Annotated in this window: 21 protein-coding genes; 5 read left to right on the forward strand and 16 right to left on the reverse strand. The window is 69.9% G+C overall.

Annotation, left to right across the window (positions count from 1 at the left end; genetic code table 11):
• Window positions 1-46: 46 nt before the first annotated feature.
• On the forward strand, window positions 47-928 hold the full coding sequence (locus tag AB0I04_RS37930; RefSeq protein WP_360896116.1) for a PhzF family phenazine biosynthesis isomerase: 882 nt from the start codon (window positions 47-49) through the stop codon (window positions 926-928).
• 204 nt (window positions 929-1,132) lie between these two features.
• Here AB0I04_RS37930 and AB0I04_RS37935 read toward each other — a convergent pair whose 3' ends face one another.
• From AB0I04_RS37935 to AB0I04_RS37955, 5 genes are all read right to left on the reverse strand, one after another.
• A complete protein-coding gene (locus AB0I04_RS37935; RefSeq protein WP_360896119.1) occupies window positions 1,133-1,633 on the reverse strand; it encodes a hypothetical protein in 501 nt (166 codons plus the stop codon).
• Window positions 1,630-2,682: a hypothetical protein gene (locus tag AB0I04_RS37940; RefSeq protein WP_360896122.1), complete on the reverse strand. Its 1,053-nt coding sequence runs from the start codon at window positions 2,680-2,682 to the stop codon at window positions 1,630-1,632. Before AB0I04_RS37940 ends, AB0I04_RS37935 begins: the two co-directional genes overlap by 4 nt.
• Window positions 2,683-2,954: 272 nt before the next feature.
• Window positions 2,955-3,971, reverse strand: a complete 1,017-nt coding sequence (locus AB0I04_RS37945) for a M56 family metallopeptidase (protein ID WP_360896125.1) — start codon at window positions 3,969-3,971, stop codon at window positions 2,955-2,957.
• Window positions 3,968-4,342: a BlaI/MecI/CopY family transcriptional regulator gene (locus AB0I04_RS37950; RefSeq protein WP_360896128.1), complete on the reverse strand. Its 375-nt coding sequence runs from the start codon at window positions 4,340-4,342 to the stop codon at window positions 3,968-3,970. The genes AB0I04_RS37945 and AB0I04_RS37950 overlap by 4 nt, the downstream gene beginning before the upstream one ends.
• Before the next feature lie 45 nt (window positions 4,343-4,387).
• Complete coding sequence (locus tag AB0I04_RS37955) at window positions 4,388-5,119, reverse strand: hypothetical protein (protein WP_360896131.1); 732 nt, start codon at window positions 5,117-5,119, stop codon at window positions 4,388-4,390.
• 314 nt (window positions 5,120-5,433) lie between these two features.
• Between AB0I04_RS37955 and AB0I04_RS37960 the strand changes: the two genes are divergently transcribed.
• A complete protein-coding gene (locus AB0I04_RS37960) occupies window positions 5,434-5,766 on the forward strand; it encodes a hypothetical protein (protein ID WP_360896134.1) in 333 nt (110 codons plus the stop codon).
• Here the strand turns inward: AB0I04_RS37960 and AB0I04_RS37965 are convergent.
• The 5 genes from AB0I04_RS37965 to AB0I04_RS37985 all read right to left on the reverse strand — a co-directional run bounded on the left by AB0I04_RS37965 (window position 5,691) and on the right by AB0I04_RS37985 (window position 10,272).
• The gene (locus tag AB0I04_RS37965) at window positions 5,691-6,029 is read right to left on the reverse strand and encodes a DUF6406 domain-containing protein (RefSeq protein WP_360896137.1); all 339 of its coding nucleotides are present in this window, start codon (window positions 6,027-6,029) and stop codon (window positions 5,691-5,693) included. The genes AB0I04_RS37960 and AB0I04_RS37965 overlap by 76 nt on opposite strands.
• Window positions 5,948-7,117, reverse strand: a complete 1,170-nt coding sequence (locus AB0I04_RS37970; protein WP_360896140.1) for a hypothetical protein — start codon at window positions 7,115-7,117, stop codon at window positions 5,948-5,950. The genes AB0I04_RS37965 and AB0I04_RS37970 overlap by 82 nt, the downstream gene beginning before the upstream one ends.
• Window positions 7,118-7,332: 215 nt before the next feature.
• Complete coding sequence (locus tag AB0I04_RS37975; protein WP_360896143.1) at window positions 7,333-8,208, reverse strand: TIGR03619 family F420-dependent LLM class oxidoreductase; 876 nt, start codon at window positions 8,206-8,208, stop codon at window positions 7,333-7,335.
• A 4-nt stretch (window positions 8,209-8,212) separates the two neighbouring features.
• On the reverse strand, window positions 8,213-9,463 hold the full coding sequence (locus tag AB0I04_RS37980) for an LLM class flavin-dependent oxidoreductase (RefSeq protein ID WP_360896146.1): 1,251 nt from the start codon (window positions 9,461-9,463) through the stop codon (window positions 8,213-8,215).
• Window positions 9,460-10,272, reverse strand: coding sequence for an alpha/beta hydrolase (locus AB0I04_RS37985; RefSeq protein ID WP_360896149.1), 813 nt, complete (start codon window positions 10,270-10,272; stop codon window positions 9,460-9,462). The genes AB0I04_RS37980 and AB0I04_RS37985 overlap by 4 nt, the downstream gene beginning before the upstream one ends.
• 95 nt (window positions 10,273-10,367) lie before the next feature.
• On the opposite strand from AB0I04_RS37985, the gene AB0I04_RS37990 reads away from it, so the two are divergent.
• On the forward strand, window positions 10,368-11,216 hold the full coding sequence (locus tag AB0I04_RS37990; RefSeq protein ID WP_360896152.1) for an LLM class F420-dependent oxidoreductase: 849 nt from the start codon (window positions 10,368-10,370) through the stop codon (window positions 11,214-11,216).
• 12 nt (window positions 11,217-11,228) lie between these two features.
• On the opposite strand, the gene AB0I04_RS37995 is transcribed toward AB0I04_RS37990, so the two are convergent.
• Window positions 11,229-11,369 carry a hypothetical protein gene (locus AB0I04_RS37995; protein WP_360896155.1) on the reverse strand — a complete coding sequence of 47 codons (141 nt, stop codon included), beginning with the start codon at window positions 11,367-11,369 and terminating at the stop codon, window positions 11,229-11,231.
• A 120-nt stretch (window positions 11,370-11,489) separates the two neighbouring features.
• Window positions 11,490-12,698 (reverse strand): RNA-guided endonuclease TnpB family protein, encoded by a 1,209-nt coding sequence (locus AB0I04_RS38000; protein ID WP_360896158.1) that lies wholly within the window; start codon window positions 12,696-12,698, stop codon window positions 11,490-11,492.
• 440 nt (window positions 12,699-13,138) lie between these two features.
• Here AB0I04_RS38000 and AB0I04_RS38005 point away from each other — a divergent pair, with 440 nt between their 5' ends.
• Window positions 13,139-16,507, forward strand: coding sequence for an NACHT domain-containing protein (locus AB0I04_RS38005; RefSeq protein ID WP_360896161.1), 3,369 nt, complete (start codon window positions 13,139-13,141; stop codon window positions 16,505-16,507).
• A 69-nt stretch (window positions 16,508-16,576) separates the two neighbouring features.
• Here the strand turns inward: AB0I04_RS38005 and AB0I04_RS38010 are convergent, their stop codons facing one another.
• Entirely contained in the window at window positions 16,577-17,692 is a 1,116-nt protein-coding gene (locus AB0I04_RS38010) for an alcohol dehydrogenase catalytic domain-containing protein (protein WP_360896164.1), read from the reverse strand.
• A 104-nt stretch (window positions 17,693-17,796) separates the two neighbouring features.
• On the opposite strand from AB0I04_RS38010, the gene AB0I04_RS38015 reads away from it, so the two are divergent.
• A complete protein-coding gene (locus AB0I04_RS38015) occupies window positions 17,797-18,438 on the forward strand; it encodes a PaaI family thioesterase (protein ID WP_360896167.1) in 642 nt (213 codons plus the stop codon).
• A gap of 1 nt (window position 18,439) precedes the next feature.
• Here AB0I04_RS38015 and AB0I04_RS38020 read toward each other — a convergent pair whose 3' ends face one another.
• The 3 genes from AB0I04_RS38020 to AB0I04_RS38030 form a co-directional block, all read right to left on the reverse strand.
• Window positions 18,440-19,054, reverse strand: coding sequence for a hypothetical protein (locus tag AB0I04_RS38020; protein WP_360896170.1), 615 nt, complete (start codon window positions 19,052-19,054; stop codon window positions 18,440-18,442).
• Between the two features lie 117 nt (window positions 19,055-19,171).
• A complete protein-coding gene (locus AB0I04_RS38025; RefSeq protein ID WP_360896173.1) occupies window positions 19,172-19,942 on the reverse strand; it encodes an SDR family oxidoreductase in 771 nt (256 codons plus the stop codon).
• Window positions 19,943-20,446: 504 nt separating this feature from the next.
• A complete protein-coding gene (locus tag AB0I04_RS38030; RefSeq protein ID WP_360896176.1) occupies window positions 20,447-20,695 on the reverse strand; it encodes a hypothetical protein in 249 nt (82 codons plus the stop codon).
• Window positions 20,696-20,791: the final 96 nt, after the last annotated feature.

The following is a 20,791-nucleotide window of genomic DNA, read 5'->3' on the forward strand; positions in this document are numbered from 1 at the left end:
TTTCATCGTTGGACGCGATGGTATCCGGCCCAGCAGAATCATGGACATGACGAACACCGCATTGGAAAGCCAGGGCCGCGACCTGCCGTCGGCCGTCCTCCGCTACACCGCCTTCGACGTGGACGGGAAGGGCGGCAACCCGGCCGGCGTCGTCCTTGACGCACGCGGCATGGACGACACGCGGATGCAGGAGATCGCCGCCGAGGTCGGCTACTCCGAGACGGCATTCCTGACGAAGGACGGGGAGCGGGTCTTCCGGATCCGGTACTTCAGTCCGCTGGCCGAGGTGGCGTTCTGCGGTCACGCGACGATCGCCACGGCCGTCGCGCTGGCCGAGCGCGAGGGGACGGGAGACCTGGTGTTCCGCACCTCGGCGGGAGAGGTCGCGGTCGCGACGCGGGAGGAGGACGGCCGCGTCTTCGCCACCCTCACCAGCGTCGCCCCGGCGGTGCGTCCGGCGGACGACGCCGACCTCGCCGCGGCGCTGACCGCTCTGCACTGGGAGTACGCCGAACTGGACCCGGCCTTCCCGCCGCGCATCGCCAACGCGGGCAACGACCACCTCGTCCTCGCTGCCGCGACGCGTGAGCGGCTCGCCGACCTGGACTACGACCAGGACGCGCTCGGCGACCTCATGGCCCGGCGCGGCTGGACGACCGTGCACCTGGTCTGGCGCGAGACCGACACCGTCTTCCACGCCCGTGACCCGTTCCCGCCCGGCGGGGTGTTCGAGGACCCCGCCACCGGCGCGGCCGCTGCCGCGTTCGGCGCGTACCTGCGCTCCCTGGCACTCGTCGCCCCGCCGGCCCGCGTGACGATCCACCAGGGTGAGGACATGGGCCGCCCGAGCCGCCTGCTCGTCGACGTGACGCCAGGAGCCGACGCCGGCATCCGGGTGAGCGGCACCGCGGCCCCGATCGGGGACTGACGAGACCTGCCCCCCGCCGTCGCGCAGGCGATCGACCCGCGACAAGACGACGGACGAGTGCGTCCTTCCGGTGCTCTTCCGGTGTCGAGCCGTGTCGCGGCCGGTGGAGGCGCATGGGATCCGGTGGTGGCCGGCGAGCAACCGGCCACCACCTGTGCCCGTCTCGGGCAGGGCGCTGTCGGCGGGTGGCGTGCGGTGGGCGGATCAGGCCTGACCGCGGTTTTCGGCGCCGACCGTGTCGGTCGCCTTCAGCCGTTCTTCCTCCGCGAGGGCGGCGGGCCACAGCAGGATCAGGTGCTCCTCCACCATCGGCTCACCCGCGTCGTTGTCGATGAACTGTGCCTCCCGTCCGGCGTCCCTGCCCCGGGCATGGATCCGCATCCGGTAAGTGCCGGCGGGTATGGGAACCTCCTCGAGGCACTCGCCGGGCGGCGAACAGATCACCAGGGTGCTCTCGGCGACCGTGATGCCGACCTCGACGGCCTCGTCCCACTTATCCAGATCCGGTACGGGACGGCGATCACCGATCCCGATGGTGACCGGGACGTGGCCACTGTCCACGCCGGTCATCACGACCACGGCCGCATCGGTGGCCCAGGCGAGGCCGTTGCCGCCGGTGTAAGCCACCTGGTCGGGATCCCAGCCGCCGCCTTCCAGGGTGAACTGGGAGTAGCCGATCGGGAGGCGCAGGCGGATGGTGTTCACGGCATCAGACTGACACGTAGTAGCCGTCGCCCGGCATGATGCGGTCGTTGCGGTATCCCTTGGTGATCAGCCCGCCCTGCTTGCGCTGCTCCCCCGCTGGGCACCCAGGCGGTACCCCGGTCAGCCGGGCGTAGCTTGGTTCCGCCTTCTTCAGTGCTGGCGAAGGGGTATTCGTCACACTCCAGCCCGGGCTGGGGCGGGTTACCCACGACCTTCTTGCCGCAGACGGTCTGCCGGTTCTTCTGCTGCTTGCCGGCGTTCCAGAGGCGGTGCAGCGGGTGGCCGCTGCCGGGCCGGCCGTAGTGATCGGGGCCGTTGGTCTGTATCCGGCGGATGTTGGCCCGGATGGCGGGCAGCCCTCGCATGGTCGTCATCGTGGGTGTGAAACGCGGGATGACGCAGCCGGGGACGTAGCGCCTCTTCTCGGGGAAGTACAGGTTGTTGTCACAGCGGTGGCCGACCCCTGGTCGCCAGGTGAACCTGCTGATACTGGGCGTGAATCCGGGGGCGACGTAGATGAAGGTGTTGGTGACAGCAGACCGGTGGATCTTCCGCTGTTTCACACCGTCGGTGAAGGTGGCCTTGCCTTTGATGCTGACTCCGGGCCGAAACGCCTTCCCGCGCGGCAGCGATGCCTTGGCCTTGCAGCCCTGTCCGCACGACGCGGTAAGCCCGACTGTACGCAGGATGCGGGCGCTTCCGGTCACCACGGTCGGCCTGACGACCAGGGTTTCGCGGAACTTGTTGCTGGTGGTGCTGAACACGATCGCCTGCGTCATGTCGAGGCGGGCCACACCGACGATTTTCCTGTTGACCCACAGTCTGATGGTCAGCTTCACCTTCTGACAGATCTGCGTGCGGGTGAACCGATTGCAGGCGGCGGCGATCTGCGCATCATCATCCGCGGCGACCAGTTCCGGGACGGACGCGGACACCTCAATGCGTTTGCCGTCCGTGGTCCCCTGACCATTGGCGGCGCTGGCCAGCGCGTTACCTGCGGTGAGCGGTAGCAGCACGGCACCGGCACCGATCACCGCTCCGATCCTCACGAGCCGTATTTGACGAGCCAAGTCAACCTCCGTGACTGGAGTGGACATTGACGGCTCAAAGTACGAATCAGGCAGTTCCACCAACATCGTGGAAAACTCTGACATCAGAGTCATCACAGCTAGAGCGTGGGAATGACGGAAGGCGGCGGTCTCACCTTGTCTGCGGGACGGTTATCGGGCCGCATTTGCGGCGAGCCGAAACCCGGCGTCGTACTGGTACCAGGGACGGCATCGGCGCGAACGGCACCGTCGCCCGGATGCCGGCTGAGGGCTCAGGCCGCTGGCCCGGAACATTCCGGGCGGCAAAGGACGTGACCGGGGTGCGCCGGGGCACCGGCGGCGGGGGCCGAGCCGCAGCACGCCACGGCGGCGGTCAGTGTCGGCTCGGCGGCCGCGAGCGGGGCGGTCAGCACGGCGGTCGCGACGGCGAGGCCCAGCAGGGCGCGCGTACGGCCGAGCGGACGGGTACCGGCGATGAGGCGGCGTGCGCGGGCACCTGTCGCCGTGCCGCCCGCGGCCAGCGCGGGGGCCATCGCGGCGGCCGGGATCGCCTCGGCCAGGGTGAGCAGGGCCTCGGCGACGGTGAGGCGGCCGGAGCCTTTCGCCGCGGCGTCGTCGGCGGCCAGTTCGACGAGGAACGCGATCTGTTCTCGGGCGGCCGTGAAGACGGGGAGCGGGCCGAACGCCCGGGCGAGGGCCTGGGCGGCGGTCAGGGCGAGGTGGTGACGCTGGCGCAGGTGGGCGCGTTCGTGCGTGAGTACGGCGGACAACTGCTCCTCGTCGAGCGCAGTCAGCGCGCCGCTGGTCACCACGATCCGGCCCCGGCGGCCGGGGACGCAGTAGACGGCCGGGGCGTCGTGGTCGATCACGGTCACGCCGAGCCGGGCGTCGGGGCGGCCGACCAGCGTGAGCCCGTCGAGGCGGAGACGGCGTTCGCGGGCGGCCACGCCGTACGCGGCGATCAGGCACCACAGGACGCGGGCCGCGACGGCGAGCGCCATGACCGCGCCGGCCGCGACGGGCACCGCGGCGAGCGAGATGGTGTCGGGCGCGCACGGCCACTCGACCGGTCCGTAGCATCGTCCCGGGACGTCGCCGGCCCGGGTGGCCGCCGTGGTCGCGGTGAGCCCGGCGAGGATCACCGAGCCGACGATGGAGGCGGACAGCGCCTGCCAGGCGGCGATGGCCAGGCGGGGAGCGCGCGACGGCCACGCCGCACGCCGGAGCAAAGCGGTCCCGGCGGTCGCCAGCAGCAGCGCGTAGCCGAGGAGGAGCAGCGTGACGGTCATCGCGGCCGCCGCTCGGCGTCCTTGGCCGTCTCGAGCGCGCGGCGGATCTCGGCCATCTCTCCCGGCTCCATCCTCTCCATGAACCGTACGAGCGCGGCCGCCCGGTCCTGCGCGGAGTCGAGCGCCTCGGCCATCAGCTGGGCGGTGTAGTCGTCCCGGCTGCCCGCCGGCCAGTAGCGGAAGGCCCGGCCGTACTTCTCCCGGGCCAGCCAGCCCTTGCGGTAGAGGATCTCCGTCACGGTGAGCACGGTGTTGTAGGCCGGCGCCGGCTCGCGGCCGAGTTGGTCACGGATGTCCCGGACCGCGATGGCCTTGTCCGCCGACCACACCACCTCCATGATCGACGCCTCGAGCTCCCCGAATCGCGGCATCCGCCCTCCTCGCTCGATCACCTAAGCCGGATAGTACCTGTGGCGCTACTCGCCGTCCGGGAAGGCGTAGCGGGAGGGCGCCTTGACGGCGGCGTTCGCCGGTCCGTACACCAGCGCGATCTCCCGGTGGGGCGTCAGCTCGACGGCGGCCGGGTCACCGGTCTGCTTCTTGCCGTCGACGTAGGCCGTCAGCGTGCGGGTGCCGTCCGCATTGAGGCCGCCGAGCCCGGTGGCGCTCAGCCGGACGTTCCACTCGGTGAACAGCTGCCCCAGCGTGTACTGCTTGCCGGTGGTGGGCGCCTCGATGTGCAGCACCCCGGTGGTGTCGTGGGTGTGCAGCTCGGACATCGCGTCGCCGGACGCGGCGATGCCCAGGTTCGCCGGGACGGTCACGGCCTTGCCGTCGACGAGGATGTCCAGGTGGGTGTGGAAGTGCTGCGCGGTTCCCTCCATGGCGGCCACGGCGAGCCCCTCGGTGCGGGCGCGGTCGGCCGTGTCGTCCGGGCGCGGCCACGGCGGGAGCCCGGTGGCGGCGGCTGCGGCATCGCGGGCCCCGTTCGCGCCCGACGCCGTCGTCTTCGCCTTGCCGGACCCACCACCGGACGTCGCCGCCCATACGCCCCCGGCGACCAGCGCGGCGGCGGCGACTCCGGACGCCGTCCAGGTCAGGGCCCGGCGGCGTCTCCTCTTGCGCTCCGCGGCCGCCCGCTCGGCCGCCAGCCGTTCGCGCGCGCTCCGCCGCGCCGCCGCCCCGCCGCGCCCGCCATTCTTCGCCACCGTGCACCTCCGCCATAAAAACTAAGCCACTTAGGAGAAGAGTAGCGTGCCGGGGCAAGTCGGTGATCGGCTCCTGTCGCCCTGATCAACGGGAGAGCCGCTCGGTCTCCCGCCAGGGCGGAGCTCATGAAACTTTCCGGCCGGACGGCTGCTCGCCGGGCGTCACGTTCGCGGGATGAGCTGCGGAATCCCCATCGCGGCGGCCGGCCCTCTCCATCGCGGACCTGGACGTGAGGTGACCTCCTGCTTACCGTGCACCTGCTGCGGCCATGTGGACGAGCCGATCATCGCTGTGTGGACTGGAGGCTGAGGACGTGGGGATCTCTTGTTTCCCGGCGAAAGGCCGTACGCGGCTGCGCGCGATGGTCTTCGCGCTGGTCGTCACCGTCGTGGCGGCCGGTCTGATGGCCGGTGAGCCGCCTTCCGCGTCGGCGGCGTCGGGAGCTGCGGCGTCGGGCGCCGCGCCGATCACCAAGCCCCCGATGGGCTGGGCATCGTGGAACTCCTTCGCCGCCCAGATCAACTACAACGTGATCAAGACACAGACCGACGCGCTGGAGCGGGGTGTCGTTCACGCGACTCGCGTCAAGGTGACGACCCAATCGCGGCTACCGGCGTTCTCCACGGGCTCCAGTCGCCAGGTCTGATCTCGCACTGGAAACGTGTCCCCGGGAGACAGGGTGTATCGATATTCCTCATCGGTGACGACTCCGAGCCGGACCGTAAGCGGGTGATCCGCGCGGGCATCCACATGGATCACGGCGAAGCTTCCGATGTCTTCATTCGCCTGTATGCCGTTCGAGAGAAAGATCCTGCCGGCTGGCATGGCTACTCCAGTGTGGTGTATCGCGGGCGGATATTGGCCCTGAATTCGCCGATGGTCAGCGGCTCCGGGTGGAGCTCGTTCCATGGGTTGCGCAGATGCACTCTGTCCTGGTCGTCGATGCTCACCACTTCGTACGCATGTGCATCCTTGAGGTCCTTGATGAGAGGCGGTTCATTCTCGCCTGCTTTACGGGTGCCGACGAGCACTGGCTTTCCGTCGGCGAGTTGTTGGCGTAAGTCGGACAAGAGTTGTTTATCCGGCCCCCGCCCGTTGACGTCATATCCGGAGGGGAAGTGCTCGTTCTTGGCGGGACGGCCGGTGAGTTGAGTGAGGAGTTCTGCGCGATCGATCGGGAAGCTCCCCTGGTCGAGCCGGAGGTAACCATTTGGGGGGTCTTCGCAATGGCCCTGCGCCGCGCAGCGCTCGGCCCACTTTTCATGGTGCTTCCGATCCCAGGTCTGATCGAGTCCGGCGACGGCCTTCTCCAGGACCGGAGCCCATGCCGCGCCGGCGTCCTGCGGATCGGCGAATGCCGGTTTCCGGGGAGCGTCGGCTAAGACCGGAAGATCGGGGGTCAGAATCAAGGTGATGCGCCGTCCGGTCGGCTGATATCGCATCCTGGTTTCGGAGTATTCGGCGTCGTAGAGCCGGACCTCGTAATTACCGTTGTCCGTCTCTCGTACGCACTCCTTGATCGCCTTCGGGTCGCATCCGGCGACCGCGCCGAGAGTGGAGATGACGCCGCAGTCGTTCAGGCCGCCCTGCTTCGTCTGCTCCCGGGTCGGTTCGCCGCTGAAGAGGGGAGTGCGGGTGCCGTCGGGGTGATCCAGCGGAGTGCCATATCGGACCGCCGTCTCCTTCTTGTCCCGTACCACCGTGGTCGGTGCATCGGGCTGCTCGACGATGTGCGGCGTCTCCACCTGTTCAGCACGCCGGTCGGGTCGAGTAACGGCATTTCTCAGTCTGCCGAGGACACTTCCCTCCGCCACGTCTTCACCGGAGGTGCCGCCGGCGGCGGATTCGTTGGCCATCGAGGCGGCCTCGCGACTGTCGGCGCGGGACAGAGAGCCTTCCGCCCCTGGCGTGTCCGGCGGCGGACGCGGCTTCTCCGGAGGGCGCGCGTCGATCGTCTCGGGCACCCCGTCAGCGTCGGCACGTCGATCGACCGCCATCGCAGACACCTCCCCTGTGCCGCCCCCGTGGTCGAGCCAGGTTCGGAATTGAGATTAGCGAATAGGCGGGCTCCTTTGGAAGCCTTCATTTTCTGTTTGAAAACGAACTCGTCAGGGTAACCCGGGAAGCGCCCCGGTATTCGCCCGATTTCGGGAAGGCCGATTGAAGTGGCGGGGCGTACCGAATCTGCTCGTTACCGGACACGGATGCCCGATCACATTTTGGCGATCACTTCCTCGGCGAAGCGCTCCAGAGTGGCGATCTTGAGGCTCAGGCCGGAGCAGCGCTGCTTCTCCTCGGCCGTGGCCAGCCACCAGGGGGCGGCCAGGGTGCCGTCGACGCCACGCTCCTGCCACTTGCGGTACAGCGAGGGGCTGGGCATGGCGCCGATCGGCGCGATCACCCGCAGGTCGTCGAGCTTGCGGCCGTGCTCGGCCAGGTGCCGGGACAGGCGTTCCAGGAGCTCGGAGAGCTGATCCTCCGAGTAGATCCGGTTGCCGATCCAGCCGTCCGCGAAGCGCGCCGTCCGGCGCAGCGCCGCGTCACTGTCGCCGCCGACGTACACCGGGACCGGCGCGGACGGGACGGGGGACACGCTGAGCGGGCCGAAGTCGTACCACCGCCCGTGATGCTCAACCGGCCCGCCCCGCCAGAGCGTCCGCAGCGCCGGCAGCATCTCGTCGAGCCGCCGGCCGCGCGTGTGGAAGTCCTGCCCGGTCTGCCGGAACTCGTCCGCGCACCAGCCCACTCCGACGCCGAACCGTACGCGGTCGCCGGACAGCACGGCCGCCGTCGAGACGGCCTTCGCCACTGTGAACAGGTCGCGGGCCGGGGCGACGTACACGTTGGTGGCGAAGTTCAGCCGCGAGGTGACCGCCGCCATCGCGCCGATCGTCACCCACACGTCCGGCCAGTGGGTGTTCGCGTCGTACGGCGGGTCGCCCGTCTCGGAGTACGGGTACCGGGACTCGTAGTCGGCGTGGAAGATGTGGTCGGAGACGGTCAGCGTGTCGTAGCCCAGGCGCTCCGCCGCCTGCGCCAGCCCGATGTACTCGCCGGTCTCGCAGAACCCGGCCAACCAGAACTCCACCGGGTCAGTCCGCGAACTCGGGGATGACCTTGGTGGCGAACAGCTCGAGGTTGCGCTTGACGGTGTCGAGCGGCAGCACGCCCTGTTGCCCCTGCATGTACAGGCCGAACCATTCGAGGTCGGGCATCCGGTCGAGCATCCGCTGGATGCCGCGCTTGACGTCGTCCGGACCGCCGAGCAGCGCCATCTCGACCTCGTTCATGCGCTTGAAATCGCCCTTTTCAGGGCTGATCGGGACGTGCTTGTCGTCCTCCTTCTTGCGCATGACCTCCAGGTAGCCGAACGGCCCGAAGAAGGCGGCGAAGTCCTTGGGCATGTTCCTGCCGTACGTCTCGATGGCGTCCTCGCGGGTGTCCGCCATGCCGACGATCTTGAGGATGCCGGTGTGCTCGCCGAGCTTGTAGTTCCGGCCGCACTTGGCCGACTCCTCCTGGTAGAGGCGGGCCTTGGCGGCGTGGTCGTCGGGGTTCGGCGTGAACAGCCAGGGCAGGATGTGCTCCTGGGCCGCCCGGATGACGGACCGGTCGCTGATCGTGAACGGCTGCCACAGCTCCGGGTAGGGGTTCTGGTACGGCCGCGGGCACACGGCGACGGAGCGGATCACGTCCTCGTCGTCGATCTCGCCCGGCGCGCCGAAGGTCCGCGTCCACTCGGTGGCCGGCCAGCCCGTGATGCCGTCATGCGGGAACGGCACCTGGTAGTCGAGGACGTCGCTCTTGTACTTCAGCGTGTCCTGCGTCCACGCCATCTTCATGATCTTGAGGATCTCGCCGAACACGTCGAAGTTGCGGTTGTCCGACGCCGATCCGTCGGACCGTGCGGCGGCGGCGTGCCAGCGCTGGCCGAGGACGTTCATCCAGCGGTTCTGGTAGCCGCGTGCGACGCCGAGCCGCAGCCGTCCCTTGGAGAACTGGTCGAGCAGCGCGACGTCTTCGGCGGCGCGGATCGGGTCCCAGGCGGGCAGCACGAGCCCGAGGGGCGCCAGCAGGATCCGCTCGGTACGGGCGGCCAGGTCGGTGAGGAACATCAGCGGGTTGACCGAGAACTCCATGCCCTCCGAGTGGAAGTGATGCTCGGTCATCATCAGGGCGTCGAAGCCGATCCGGTCGGCGTGGACCGCGATCTCCCGCACCTCGTGCAGCAGCTTCTGGTACGACTCGGTGTCCCGCCCGATGGGCCGCTTCGCCTTGGCGTTCTCCTCGGCGCTGTAACCCGACCCTGGAATCTGTGGGTTGAGGAAGATGGCGAACTTCACTGCGTTACCCCTTTAATCCATCGGTTCATGACGAGCAGGAATTCCCTGGGTCGTTCCTCGTGGAGGCGGTGGCCCGAACCGGGCCAGGTCACGGTCGTCGAGTCGGGATGCTTGAACAGCGACTCCTCCCAAGCGGCCTGGGCGGGGTCGAACCGGAACGTCAGCACCGGGCACCCCCGGCGCGCGAGGTAGTCGTCGGACGCGGGCCGGACGCCGATCGAGCCGTCGCCGAGGAAGAGCCCGGAGAACGCCTCGGCCAGCACGTGCGGCGGCATGGCGAGCAGCCGCCGGGCGTGCCAGGCCTTGATCATGGGGGGAGTGACGGGCGTGTAGCACCACTTGTCGATCCGCAGCGCGGCGCCGGCGTCCGCGGTCAGCGCCCGTACGCGCGCGGGGGCGGCCTCCGCGACGTGCCGCTCGTGGCCGTAGCCCGGATCCACGCAGACGACGGCCCGTACGCGGTCGGGGTGCTCGACGGCGAGGATGCTGACGATCTGGCCGCCCATCGAGTGGCCCACCCCGATCACCTGCGGGATGTCGAGATGGTCCAGCAGCCGGATCAGGTCGCCGGCCATGTCGCGGGGGTGGAATCCGCTCGGCGGCACCGAGGAGTTCCCGTGCCCGCGCAGGTCCACCGCGATCACGCGGTACCTCGTCGCCAGGTCCGGCAGGTGCCAGGTCCACTCCTGGGAGTCCGAGCCCCAGCCGTGCACGAGGAGGAGCGGCAGGTCGCCGGTCCCGTCGTCGGTGTAGAACAGCCGCACGTCGCCTCCCGGCCGGCCCGGGTCCGCGAGGTCCGCGAACGGCATGGCGCCCCTCTCGTCCGTACCAACCGAACAAGCGCACGCTACAACAACTTAGAATGACCGAGCAATCGCTTGGTCGAATAACCTTCGGAGGGTCGATGAGGCTGGGTATCACGATGTTCGCGACCGACCGGGCGATGCCCGTCCCGGAACTCGCCGTGGAGGCCGAGCGGCGCGGGTTCGCCTCCCTGTACGTGCCCGAGCACACGCACATCCCGGTGAGCCGCGCGACCCCGCCGCCGACCGGCGACCAGGTCCTGCCCGACGAGTACTCCCGCACGCTCGACCCGCTCATCGCCCTGGCAGCCGCCGCGTCGGTCACGTCGCGGATCGTGCTCGGCACCGGCGTCTGCCTGATCGCCGAGCGGGAGCCGATCGTCACCGCAAAGGCCGTGGCGACCCTCGACCTCCTCAGCGGCGGCCGGGCCGCCCTCGGCGTCGGCTTCGGCTGGAACCGGGAGGAGGCCGCCGACCACGGGGTGCTCTGGAAGAGCCGCCGCGATCGGGCACGAGAGCACGTCCTCGCCATGCGCGCACTCTGGACGGAGGAGGAGGCGTCGTACGAGGGGGAGTACGTCCGCTTCGCACCCTCCTGGGCGTGGCCGAAACCGGCGCGCCGCGTCCCGGTCCTCCTCGGTGGCGCGGCGGGCCCCACGCTGTTCCGGCACATCGCGGAGTACGGCGACGGCTGGCTGCCCATCGGTGGCGCGGGCATCCGCGAGGCGCTGCCCGCCCTCCGGGACGCGTGCGCCCGCGCCGGCCGGGACCCGGTGCCGGTGATCCCCTTCGGCACCGAGCCCAGCCCCGGCAAGCTCGACTACTACGCCTCCCTCGGCGTCGAGGAGGTCGTTCTCCGCGTCCCCTCAGGCCCGCGCGACCAGGTCCTCCCCGCCCTCGATGCCTACGCCGAGACGTACGTCACGGCCCACACCGACCGGACCCCGTGATGCGCCTCGCCGTCATGTCTCCAGCGGTCGGCCGTCGCGCAGCTCCAGGCGGCGGCCGATCCCGATCTCCTCCAGGAAACGCTCGTCATGGCTGACCACGAGGAACGCGCCGTCGTACGCGCCCAGCGCGCTCACCAGGTGCCCAGCGCTCACCAGGTCCAGGTTGTTGGTGTGCTCGTCGAGCAGCAGGACGTCTGGCAGTGAAGGACAGGTCGTTGACTTCCTCCCCTTCCTGAAGAAGGGGAGTCCCATCGGCCTTGTGGCCGGTCCGGCTTAGGCCGGGCGCCTCGCGGCGTGGGTTTCCTGGTTCAGCGCCGACTGCGGAAGGGAGGGCCCTTGCCGTCTTACACCAGCTCCACAGGCATCACCGGGGCTGTGCCCGGTTACGGCTTGACCAGCCGCAAGGATGTTCTTGGCCGCGTTGATGTCCCGGTCGTGCCGGGTGCGGCAGGTAGGGCACGTCCAGTGCCGGGTGGAAAGGCTCAGCGTGGCGAGCAGGTGCCCGCAGACCGAGCAGGTCTTGGAGGAGGGGTACCAGCGATCGATCACCACGAGGGTGCGTCCGGCGCATTCGGCCTTGTACGCCAGTTGCCTGCGGAACTCGCCCCAGCCTGCGTCGCTGATGGCGCGCGCCAGGCTGTGGTTCTTGACCATGTTGGTGACGGCGAGGTCTTCGATGACGATGGTGTCGGCTCTGCGGATGAGGTTGGTGCTGGTGCGGTGCAGGAAGTCGGCGCGGGCGTTGCGGACCTTGCGGTGGGCACGGGCGACCTTCGCCTTGGCCTTACGCCGGTTGGCGCTCCCGCGCTGGCAGCGGGCCATGCGCCGCTGGTAACGGGCGAGGTTGCGGGCCTTGCGCTCCAGATGCCGGGGATTGGCGATCCGCTCCCCGTCGCTGGTCACCGCGAAATCCTTCACCCCCAGATCGATGCCGATGGCGTGCCCGGCCTCGTCCATGGGCTCTGGCGCGTCGGTGTCGATGGCGAACGTGACGTACCAGCGGCCGTCCGTGTCGCGGGAGATGACGACCATGGTGGGGTTGAGCGTGGCCACGTCGACGTCGTCGAAGGACCAGACGAACTTCAGCGGTGTGGTGGTCTTGGCCATGGACAGCTCGCCGTTCTTCATGCGGAACGCCGAGCGGGTGTAGTGCGCGGACTGCCGGGAGCTGCGGTTTTTGAAGCGCGGGTATTTGGTGCGGCCTGCGAAGAAGTTCGCGAACGCCGCGTGCTGATGCCGCAGCGTCTGCTGCAACGGAACCGAGGACACCTCCGACAGGAACGCCAGGTCCTCGGTCTTCTTCCACCCGGTCAACGCGGCGTCGGTCTGCTTGTAGGAGGTCCTCTGGCCCCGCTCGTGATACGCCGCATGGCGTTCGGCGAGGGTCATGTTCCACACCAGGCGCACACACCCGAACGTGCGGTTGAACACCGCCGCTTGTTCGGGGTCCGGGTAGGTCCGGCACTTGTACGCTGTCCGCATGACCGTGACTTTACAGATGGCGTACGTTCTTGTGAAGCGGTTCGTCGAACGTCGGTGGACTCTGTTTGCGGACCGTCCCGGGCCACGCCGGGTCGCTCCTGGCGGAGTCCGGATTCCTCCCCGGCCTGAAGGCCGGGACATCCTCCGGGTAATTAGGTGAAGACCGGAGTGTCGTCCGGCCAGGAGAACGACAGGTGGGAGCAGAAGATTCGAGGTACTTGATCCGTTTTCGCCGCGCGGTCGCCGAGCATTCCGCGCGTTGGCGGCCCGCTGCCAACGGGGCGAGTGGACGACGGACCACCCCGTAAATTGTCGGGTGCGGGCAACGAAGACTCACGGCGATCACGAGATCCTCCGGGACGGAGCCTTATGCGGCGAAGGGGCGTCTAAGGCGGCGTACTCCGTCATAATGCCCGTCGGGCTGTCTCGGGAGGCTTCGCATGGCACTGGAGGCCGCGGCCGTTGCCGTCGGTCAGGCGCTGGGCCGTCACCTCGCCCAGGTGTGGCTGGCCGGGTGGTCCGCCGAACGCGATCGGAAGCGCGACCTCGCCGACCTGGTTCAGGTGAGGTTTCCCGACCGGATCGTGCGGCGCCGGTTCGAGCGCCAGATCGCCGACATCGCCGACCAGGTGGCCGAGCGGCTGCTGACCCTGTGCGGGCACGAGTACGGCGGGCTGCGCGAGAACGACAAGGCCGCCGCGCTCGCGGAGGTCGTCCAGACCCTCGCCGACGCCGACCTGTCCGACCGGGCCGTGCTCGCCACCGACCTCGACGCCACGCGCCTCGCCGCGCACGTGCGGGGCGGGCTGCCGCGCCGCGCGATCGAGGGCCAGCTCGGGGAGGCCGGGGCACGGCTGTACGGGGTCGTGCTGGACGAGTGCTGCGACTGTTTCGTGCGCATCGTCCAGCAGCTGCCGCAGTTCGGGCCGAGGGCGTCCACCGAGACCCTCTCCCGGCTGTCCGCCGTCGCCGACCAGGTGTCCCAGTTGCTGGCGCGGCTGCCGGTCCGCACCCTGGAGGCGCCGGAGGGCACCGCCACCGACGATGCCTTTCGGCGCAGGTATCTCGAACACGTCAGCACGACCCTCGACGTACTCGAGCTGTTCGGCGTACGGGTCGAGCGCTACCGGCCCCGTACGACGCTGAGCGTCGCCTACATCAGCCTCAGCGTGTCCACCGACGAGGACACGGCGGAACGCGGACGCCCCCGGCGGTCATCACACGACGCGCTCGGCATCGAGGAGTGGCGCAAGGACGAGCGGGAGGCCGTCGAGGCGACGCTGCGCGTCGAGACCGCGCTCGGCCGGGCGCCGCTCACGCTGATCCGCGGGGAGGCGGGCTCGGGCAAGAGCACGCTCCTGCGCTGGCTGGCGATCTCCGCGGCCCGGGGCACCTTCACCGGGGACCTCGCCGACTGGAACGGCTGCGTTCCCTTCCTCATCAAGCTGCGCAGCCACACGAGCGGGCCGCTGCCACCGCCGGAGCGGTTCCTCGAAGGCGTCGCCGACCCGATCGCCGGGCTGATGCCGGCCGGCTGGGCGCACCGGGTGCTCGGCGGCGGCCGGGCGCTGCTCATGGTGGACGGCGTGGACGAGCTGCCCGGTGCGCGGCGACGGGCCGTACGGTCGTGGCTCGGCGGGCTGCTCGCCGCGTACCCCGGCCTGCGCGTCGTCGTCACCTCCCGGCCCGCCGCGGCGAGCGCGGACTGGCTGGCGGGGGAGGGGTTCGCCACCGCCCTGCTGGAACGGATGACCCCGGCGGACGTCAAGGAGCTGATCCGGCACTGGCACGAGGCCGTACGCGATGCGGGCGACCTGCCCTGCGCACCGGAACAGCTGCCCGGTTTTGAAACCGCGCTGCTGGCGCGGATGGAGTCGGCGCCGCACCTACGGGCCCTCGCCGGCAGTCCCCTGCTCGCCGCGATGCTGTGCGCGCTCAACCTCGACCGGGAGAAACAGCTGCCGCGCGACCGGATGGGGCTGTACGCGGCGGCCCTGGACCTGTTGCTCGAACGCCGGGACGTCGAACGGCAGATCGCGCTCGACGACGACATCGTTCTCGAACGCGCCCAGAAGATGCTCATCCTGCAGGACCTGGCCTGGCGGCTGTCGGTCACCGGGCGGACCGAGCTGCCCAAGGACGCGGTGGTCCGGTGGATCGGCACCCGGCTGGCCACCATGCCGAGTGCGCCGACCGACGGCGCGGCGGTGCTGGACCACCTGCTGGAGCGCAGCGGCGTGCTGCGCGAGCCGGTCCCCGGGCGGATCGACTTCGTGCACCGCACCGTGCAGGAGTACCTCACGGCCAAGCAGTTCGCCGACGACGGCGATCCGGAGCCCCTGATCGCCCAGGCGCACAAGGACCAGTGGCGCGAGACCATCATCATGGCGGCGGGCCACGCCAACGCCCCGCAGCGCTCCGAGCTGCTCACCGGACTCTTTCGCCGGATCGACGCGGAGCCGCGCAACGCGCGCCGCCTCAAGCTGCTCGTCGCCGGCTGCCTGGAGACCCTCCCGGCCATCCCCGTCGAGCTGCGCGGCGCCATCGACACGTGCCTGGACGATCTCGTCCCGCCTCGTGACCTCGCATCGGCGCGCTCGCTGTCGAACGTCGGCGAGACGATCCTGGACCGCCTGCCCCGGTCCCTCGACGGCCTGACGCCCGCCGCCGCGCGCGCCGTCGTCCGTACCGCCTGGCTCGTCAACGGACCACGTGCCATCGACGTGCTCACCGGGTACGGCACCGACCCCCGTGCGCCGGTACAGGAAGAACTCGTCAAAGGCTGGGAGTACTTCGACCCGGACGCCTACGCCCGCCGCGTCCTGGCCGACACTCCCCTCGTCGACGGCCGTCTCGTCGTCCCGGCACCACGACTGCTCAGCGCGGCCCGGCATATCAAGAGCCTCCGGACGCTCCTCTCCCGCGGCCGCGCGTTGGCGGACCTGTCGTTCCTGTACGAGCTCGACCAGCCGATCGAGGAACTGATCGTGACGCGGCTCGAATCCGACGATCTCGGCCCGGTGACGTCCTGCGCCGCGAGTCTGAACCGGTTGAACATCTCGATGACGGGCGTCGTGCGGGACGTGGAGGTGCTCTGCCGGCTTCCGAAACTAACGAGCCTGCGGTTGGCGTCGTCCGGTCTGGACGATCTGGGCTTCGTACGGGATCTCCCCCCGATGGAATGGCTCCATCTGACGCGCCTCGAGGAGGTCACCGACTTTTCGCCGCTCTCGACGCAGACCTCGTTGGGAACGCTGTCTCTCGACGACTGTCCGGCGCTGACCGATCTCGACCGCCTCCCCCCGCTGAACGCCCTACATGAGCTGCGGATCATCGGTTCCTCCCTCACCCGCGGCCTGGACGACCTGGTACGGCGCGCGCCGAGCGTTCGGTTCCTCCACCTCAACCAGTCGTCCTGGGTGACGGACCTGAGGCCGCTCACCGCCCTCGACCTCGACACCCTCGGTCTGTGGGGTTGCAGGGCGATCACGGACTTCACGCCGCTCGCGGAACTGCCCGGGCTCACCTTCCTGGACCTGGAGGACACAGGCATCGCCGATCTCACCCCGCTGGCCGGGCTCGCCGAACTGGAGACGCTCTGGCTCCGTCACTGCTCCGGCATCACCGACCTGACTCCGCTGCGGGGACTGCGCAAGCTGCGGCACGTCTTCATCAAGGGCGTCCCCCCAGGAATCGACCTCGCGCCGCTCGCGGGGCTTCAGCGGCTCACCGTCTACGTCGATCAGGGGCAGGACGTCCGGAACCGGGAGGCGCTCGGGCGCCGGCTCCAGGTCGGCGGGACGAACTGAGCCGGCACGGTGGATCGACGGCGATGGCCGGGCCTGGCCATCGCCGCCCCCGTGGCGGCCCGCCGGATCTCAGCCGAAGACGATGACGGAGCGGGCGACGGCGCCGCCGCGTACGTGGTCGACGGCGTCGTTGATCTTCTCCAGGGGCACCCGTTCGCTGACGAGGCCCTCCAGGTTGAGGCGGCCCTGGCGATGCAGGTCGACCAGCAAGGGGAGGTCGCGGCGGGGCACTGCGTCGCCGCCCTGGGTGCCCATCAGGCGCCGTGAGGCGAACAGCGTCTGCGGGGCGATGGACAGCGGCCGGCCGGCGGGCGGGCTGCCGACCATCACGGTCGTGCCGCCCGGTTGCGTCGCGGCGAACGCCTTGGCCAGCACGTCAACGTTGCCGGTGACGTCGAAGGCGTAGTCGGTGCCGCCCCGGACGATCTCGCCGACCTGGGCGGGCAGGTCATCGGCGAGGATCGTGTGCGTCGCGCCGAACTCCTCGGCCAGTTTCAGCTTGGCGGGCACTACGTCGGCCGCGATGATCGTCGTGGCGCCCGCCAGGACCGCGCCCTGGACGACGTTGAGGCCGACGCCGCCGCAGCCGACGACCAGCACGCTCGCCCCGGCCTCGACCTGGGCGGTGTTGAGCACGGCGCCGACGCCGGTGACGACGGCGCACGCGGTCAGGGCGAGCAGGTCGAGCGGCGCGTCGGCGCTCACCTTGACGCAGGCGGCCTCTCCGACCACGGCGTACTCCGCGAACGACCCGATGCCGATCATTGGGCGGGCGGGGACCTCGCCGACCGTGAGCCGGGTGGTGCCGTCGGCCATCAGGCCCATGATGGCGTTCAGCCGGGCGGGCCCGGAGCACAGGTGGACCCGAGCGCGCGAGCAGTTGCGGCAGCGCCCGCAGGGGCCGTTCATCGCGATGATCACGTGGTCGCCCGGCCGTACGCTCGTGACGCCGGGGCCCACCTCGGCGATCACGCCGGCGCTTTCGTGGCCGAGGATCAGCGGTGGCTGCCGTGCCACGGGGCTGTGGCCGTCGAGCGCCTTGATGTCGGAGCCGCACACCCCCGACGCGGCGATCTTCACGAGTACCTCACCGCTCTGGGGAGGGGAGACCCGGATGTCGGTGATCTTCATGGGGGCGCCGAACTCGTGGACCACGGCCGCGCGGGCCGTCAGATCTCCAGCCATGGAACGGACGTTAACACCAAGCATTTGCTTGGTCGAGGCGAGGTCGAGACGGAATCGATCTCAGCCGTCTAGAATTCAGTTCGGTATCGAGGCGGGGAGGCCGGATGACCGGGGCCTGGGCGGCCATGCAGCGTGTCTTCGAAGAGCGTGAGCGCCAAGAGATCGACGAAGGAAGGGTCACCGGGCTCGCGGAGCTCGCGGCCCGAGTGCGGGAACTGTCGGAACTGGTCATCCTGAGCAGGGCCGACGAGATGGAGATCGCCGCTGTCAGCCGCGAGATCGAGCTGCTGACCGCGCGGCTCGCCGCCGCGGGGAACGGCGTCCCGCCGAGCGCAGAGGTGGGCGACGGCGGCGTCGTCCGCCAGCTGGGCAGCCCGGTCACCGGAGTGCTGAACACGCTCGCCCCGCCGATCGAGATCCGGGTCGATGACGACGGCACCGCGCGCAGCGAGTTCACGCTCGGCCTGCTGTACGAGGGGCCGCCGGGATTCGTGCACGGCGGCGTGTCGGCGATGATCCTCGACCATCTGTCCGGATGCGCGGCGTCGGCCAACGGCACGCCCGGCATGACGGCGGGGCTGGACCTGCGCTACCGCCGGCCCACGCCGCTCAACGTGCCCCTGTCCGCGGAGGCCAAGGCCGTCCGGGTGGACGGCCGCAAGACGTTCGTCGACAGCCGCATCATCGGACCGGACGGCCAGACCACCGCCGAGGCCACCGCCGTCTTCATCATGCCCAGGGTGTAGCTCAGCGGGGCGGGGTGAAGGACGGTCCGCTCGCGGGACGGCCGGGCTCGGTGTGCTGCTCCAGCTCGGCCGCCATCCCGGCCAGCTCGAGTCCCTGCCGGGTCAGGTTGCGGCTCAGCCCATCCATGATGGTTAAAGTGACGTGCAGGAAGACGTCCGGCGCCAGCCGGCGGACCTCGGCGGCGTACACGTGGTGTGATTCGGGGCTGCCGGTCAGCGCCGCGAACACCCCGGTGCGCACCCGCTGGCTCATCGACCGCCACACCTGCTCCTGCTCGGGGCCGGCGCCCTTGCGCCACGGGCCGTCGTAGTCGAGCGTGCGGACCAGATCGCCGGCGGGCTCGCTCGCGCGCAGGTCCCACAGCACCGCCCAGAAGGCGATCAGCCAGTTCATTCCGGCGAGGACGCGCAGCGGATCGGTGTCCAGCGCGCCGAACAGCTCCGCGTGCGAGCCGGTGCCCTCACGGAAGGCGAGGGCCTCGATCCGGACGATGTCGTCCATCGCCAGCAGCTCGGGCGGTGGGCGGCGCAGGACGGTGGATCGGTCGGAGACGATGTCGCGCAACTCGACGACGTCGGCCTCGGAGAGGCGCGACCATGTGTACGACCCCGGCACGATCACAATCGTAAGACGTGACTCCGACGAGATCGGTTCGTCGATCGTCAGGCGAACTGCCGGCCGCCGTTCACGTCGGGCGTCGGGTGATCTGCCGGCCGCCGTTCACGTCGATCGTCAGGTGAACTGCTGGCCGCCGTTCACGTCGATCGTCGCTCCCGTGATCGCCTTGGCCTGGTCGCTCGCCAGGAAGATCACGGCGCGGGCGACATCCTCCTCCGTGGCGATCCGCCGGAGCGCCATCCGGCTCACGTCGTGGTCGTGGATCGTCTCGAACGTCGTGCCCTCGGCCCGCGCTCGCGTCTCCATCCACGCCGTCAGGGTGTCGCTGGCGATCCAGCCCGGAGCGACGCAGTTGACCCGGACGCCCGAGGGCCCGAGCTCGTCGGCGAGACAGTGGGACAGCAGGTGCACGCCCGCCTTGCCGGTCGCGTAGTCGCTCCGCCCGGCATAGCCCGTCCGGCTCGACATGGAGGTCACGTTCACGATGGAACCGCCGCCGGAGTCGATGATGTACGGGGCGAGGTAGCGGCAGGCGAGCAGGGTGCCGTACGTCGCCGTCTCCACCGCCGAGCGCCAGAGCTCGAGGTAGTCCGGGTCCATGTCGAGGACGTTCTTGCGGTGGGTGCCGGGGAACGCGGCGTTCACCAGCACGTCGATCCGTCCGAAGCGCTCCACCGTCGTCCGGGCGAGGGCCTTGACCTGCTCGGCGTCGCGGACGTCCGCGGGCACTGCCAGGGCTCCCGTGTCCGCCGCCGTCTTCTCGAGGGTGGCCCGGGAGCGGGCGGAGACCACGACGCGCGCGCCCTGCTCGCTCATCAGCGCGGCGAGAGTGCGGCCCAGCCCGGGACCGGCCCCGGTGATGACTGCGATCTTTCCGGCCAGCACGCGACCTCCCGAGACGAGCGATGCCGCATCGTACCAAGCGGTCGCTAGCTCGGTACGTTCCGGGACGGATCAACAGTAAAACGGCGGAATTTCGATTAATGGTCGGCACGAAAACGCGCGACGCGCCTTCCGTCATTTCCCGTGACGCCATGCTACCGTCTGCCACTGAGAGTGACTTGATCTTCGCTGCAAAGACTGAGCGGGGGCGTCTTAACGGCGTTTCGGTCAGCGGGCACTCGCGGCGGGAAGCCGCGTTTCAAAGGAATGATGCACCATGCGCAATTTTCGCATAAACGCCGCCGTCCCACCCTCGATGGCGAAGAGGATGACGGTTTCGGTCGCGACCGGTTCTCTGGGCGTTATTGTTGCCGCGGCCGCCTCGTCCCTCGCCCCCACGACCGCGCCGGAGGGTGCGGTGCCCATGGCGGCCGCGGCCGGTCAGGATCCGTGGCCCGACACTCATGAGCCCGGTGCGAGCGCGTGGCCGAAGGTGCGCAAAGCGCTTCACCGCCATCGTGGGGTGCGGGCGTTCGTCGCGGACCGGACGAGGCGCGCGACGCCCACGCCGAGCCCGTCCGTGACCGCGGCCTCGACGGCCACCACCAGCCCGTCGCCTACCGTGACCGCGTCGCCCAGTGCGTCCGCGTCGCCCAGTGCGTCGGCGTCGGCCTCCAGTACCGCGGACGGGATCAATGTCGCGGTCGGTGCGTCGCCCAGCGGGACGGTGACGCCGACGCCGACGGCCTTCCCCATTCCTCATCGTCCGCGGTTGAAGACGTTCGTGGTGCCGCCGTGTGAGCCGGGGGTCTTCTTCTCCGTCCGCTTCCAGAAGCCGGTCGACCTGTTCGT

The sequence above is a fragment of the Actinoallomurus sp. NPDC050550 genome (assembly GCF_040655075.1).
Classification (GTDB): domain Bacteria; phylum Actinomycetota; class Actinomycetes; order Streptosporangiales; family Streptosporangiaceae; genus Actinoallomurus.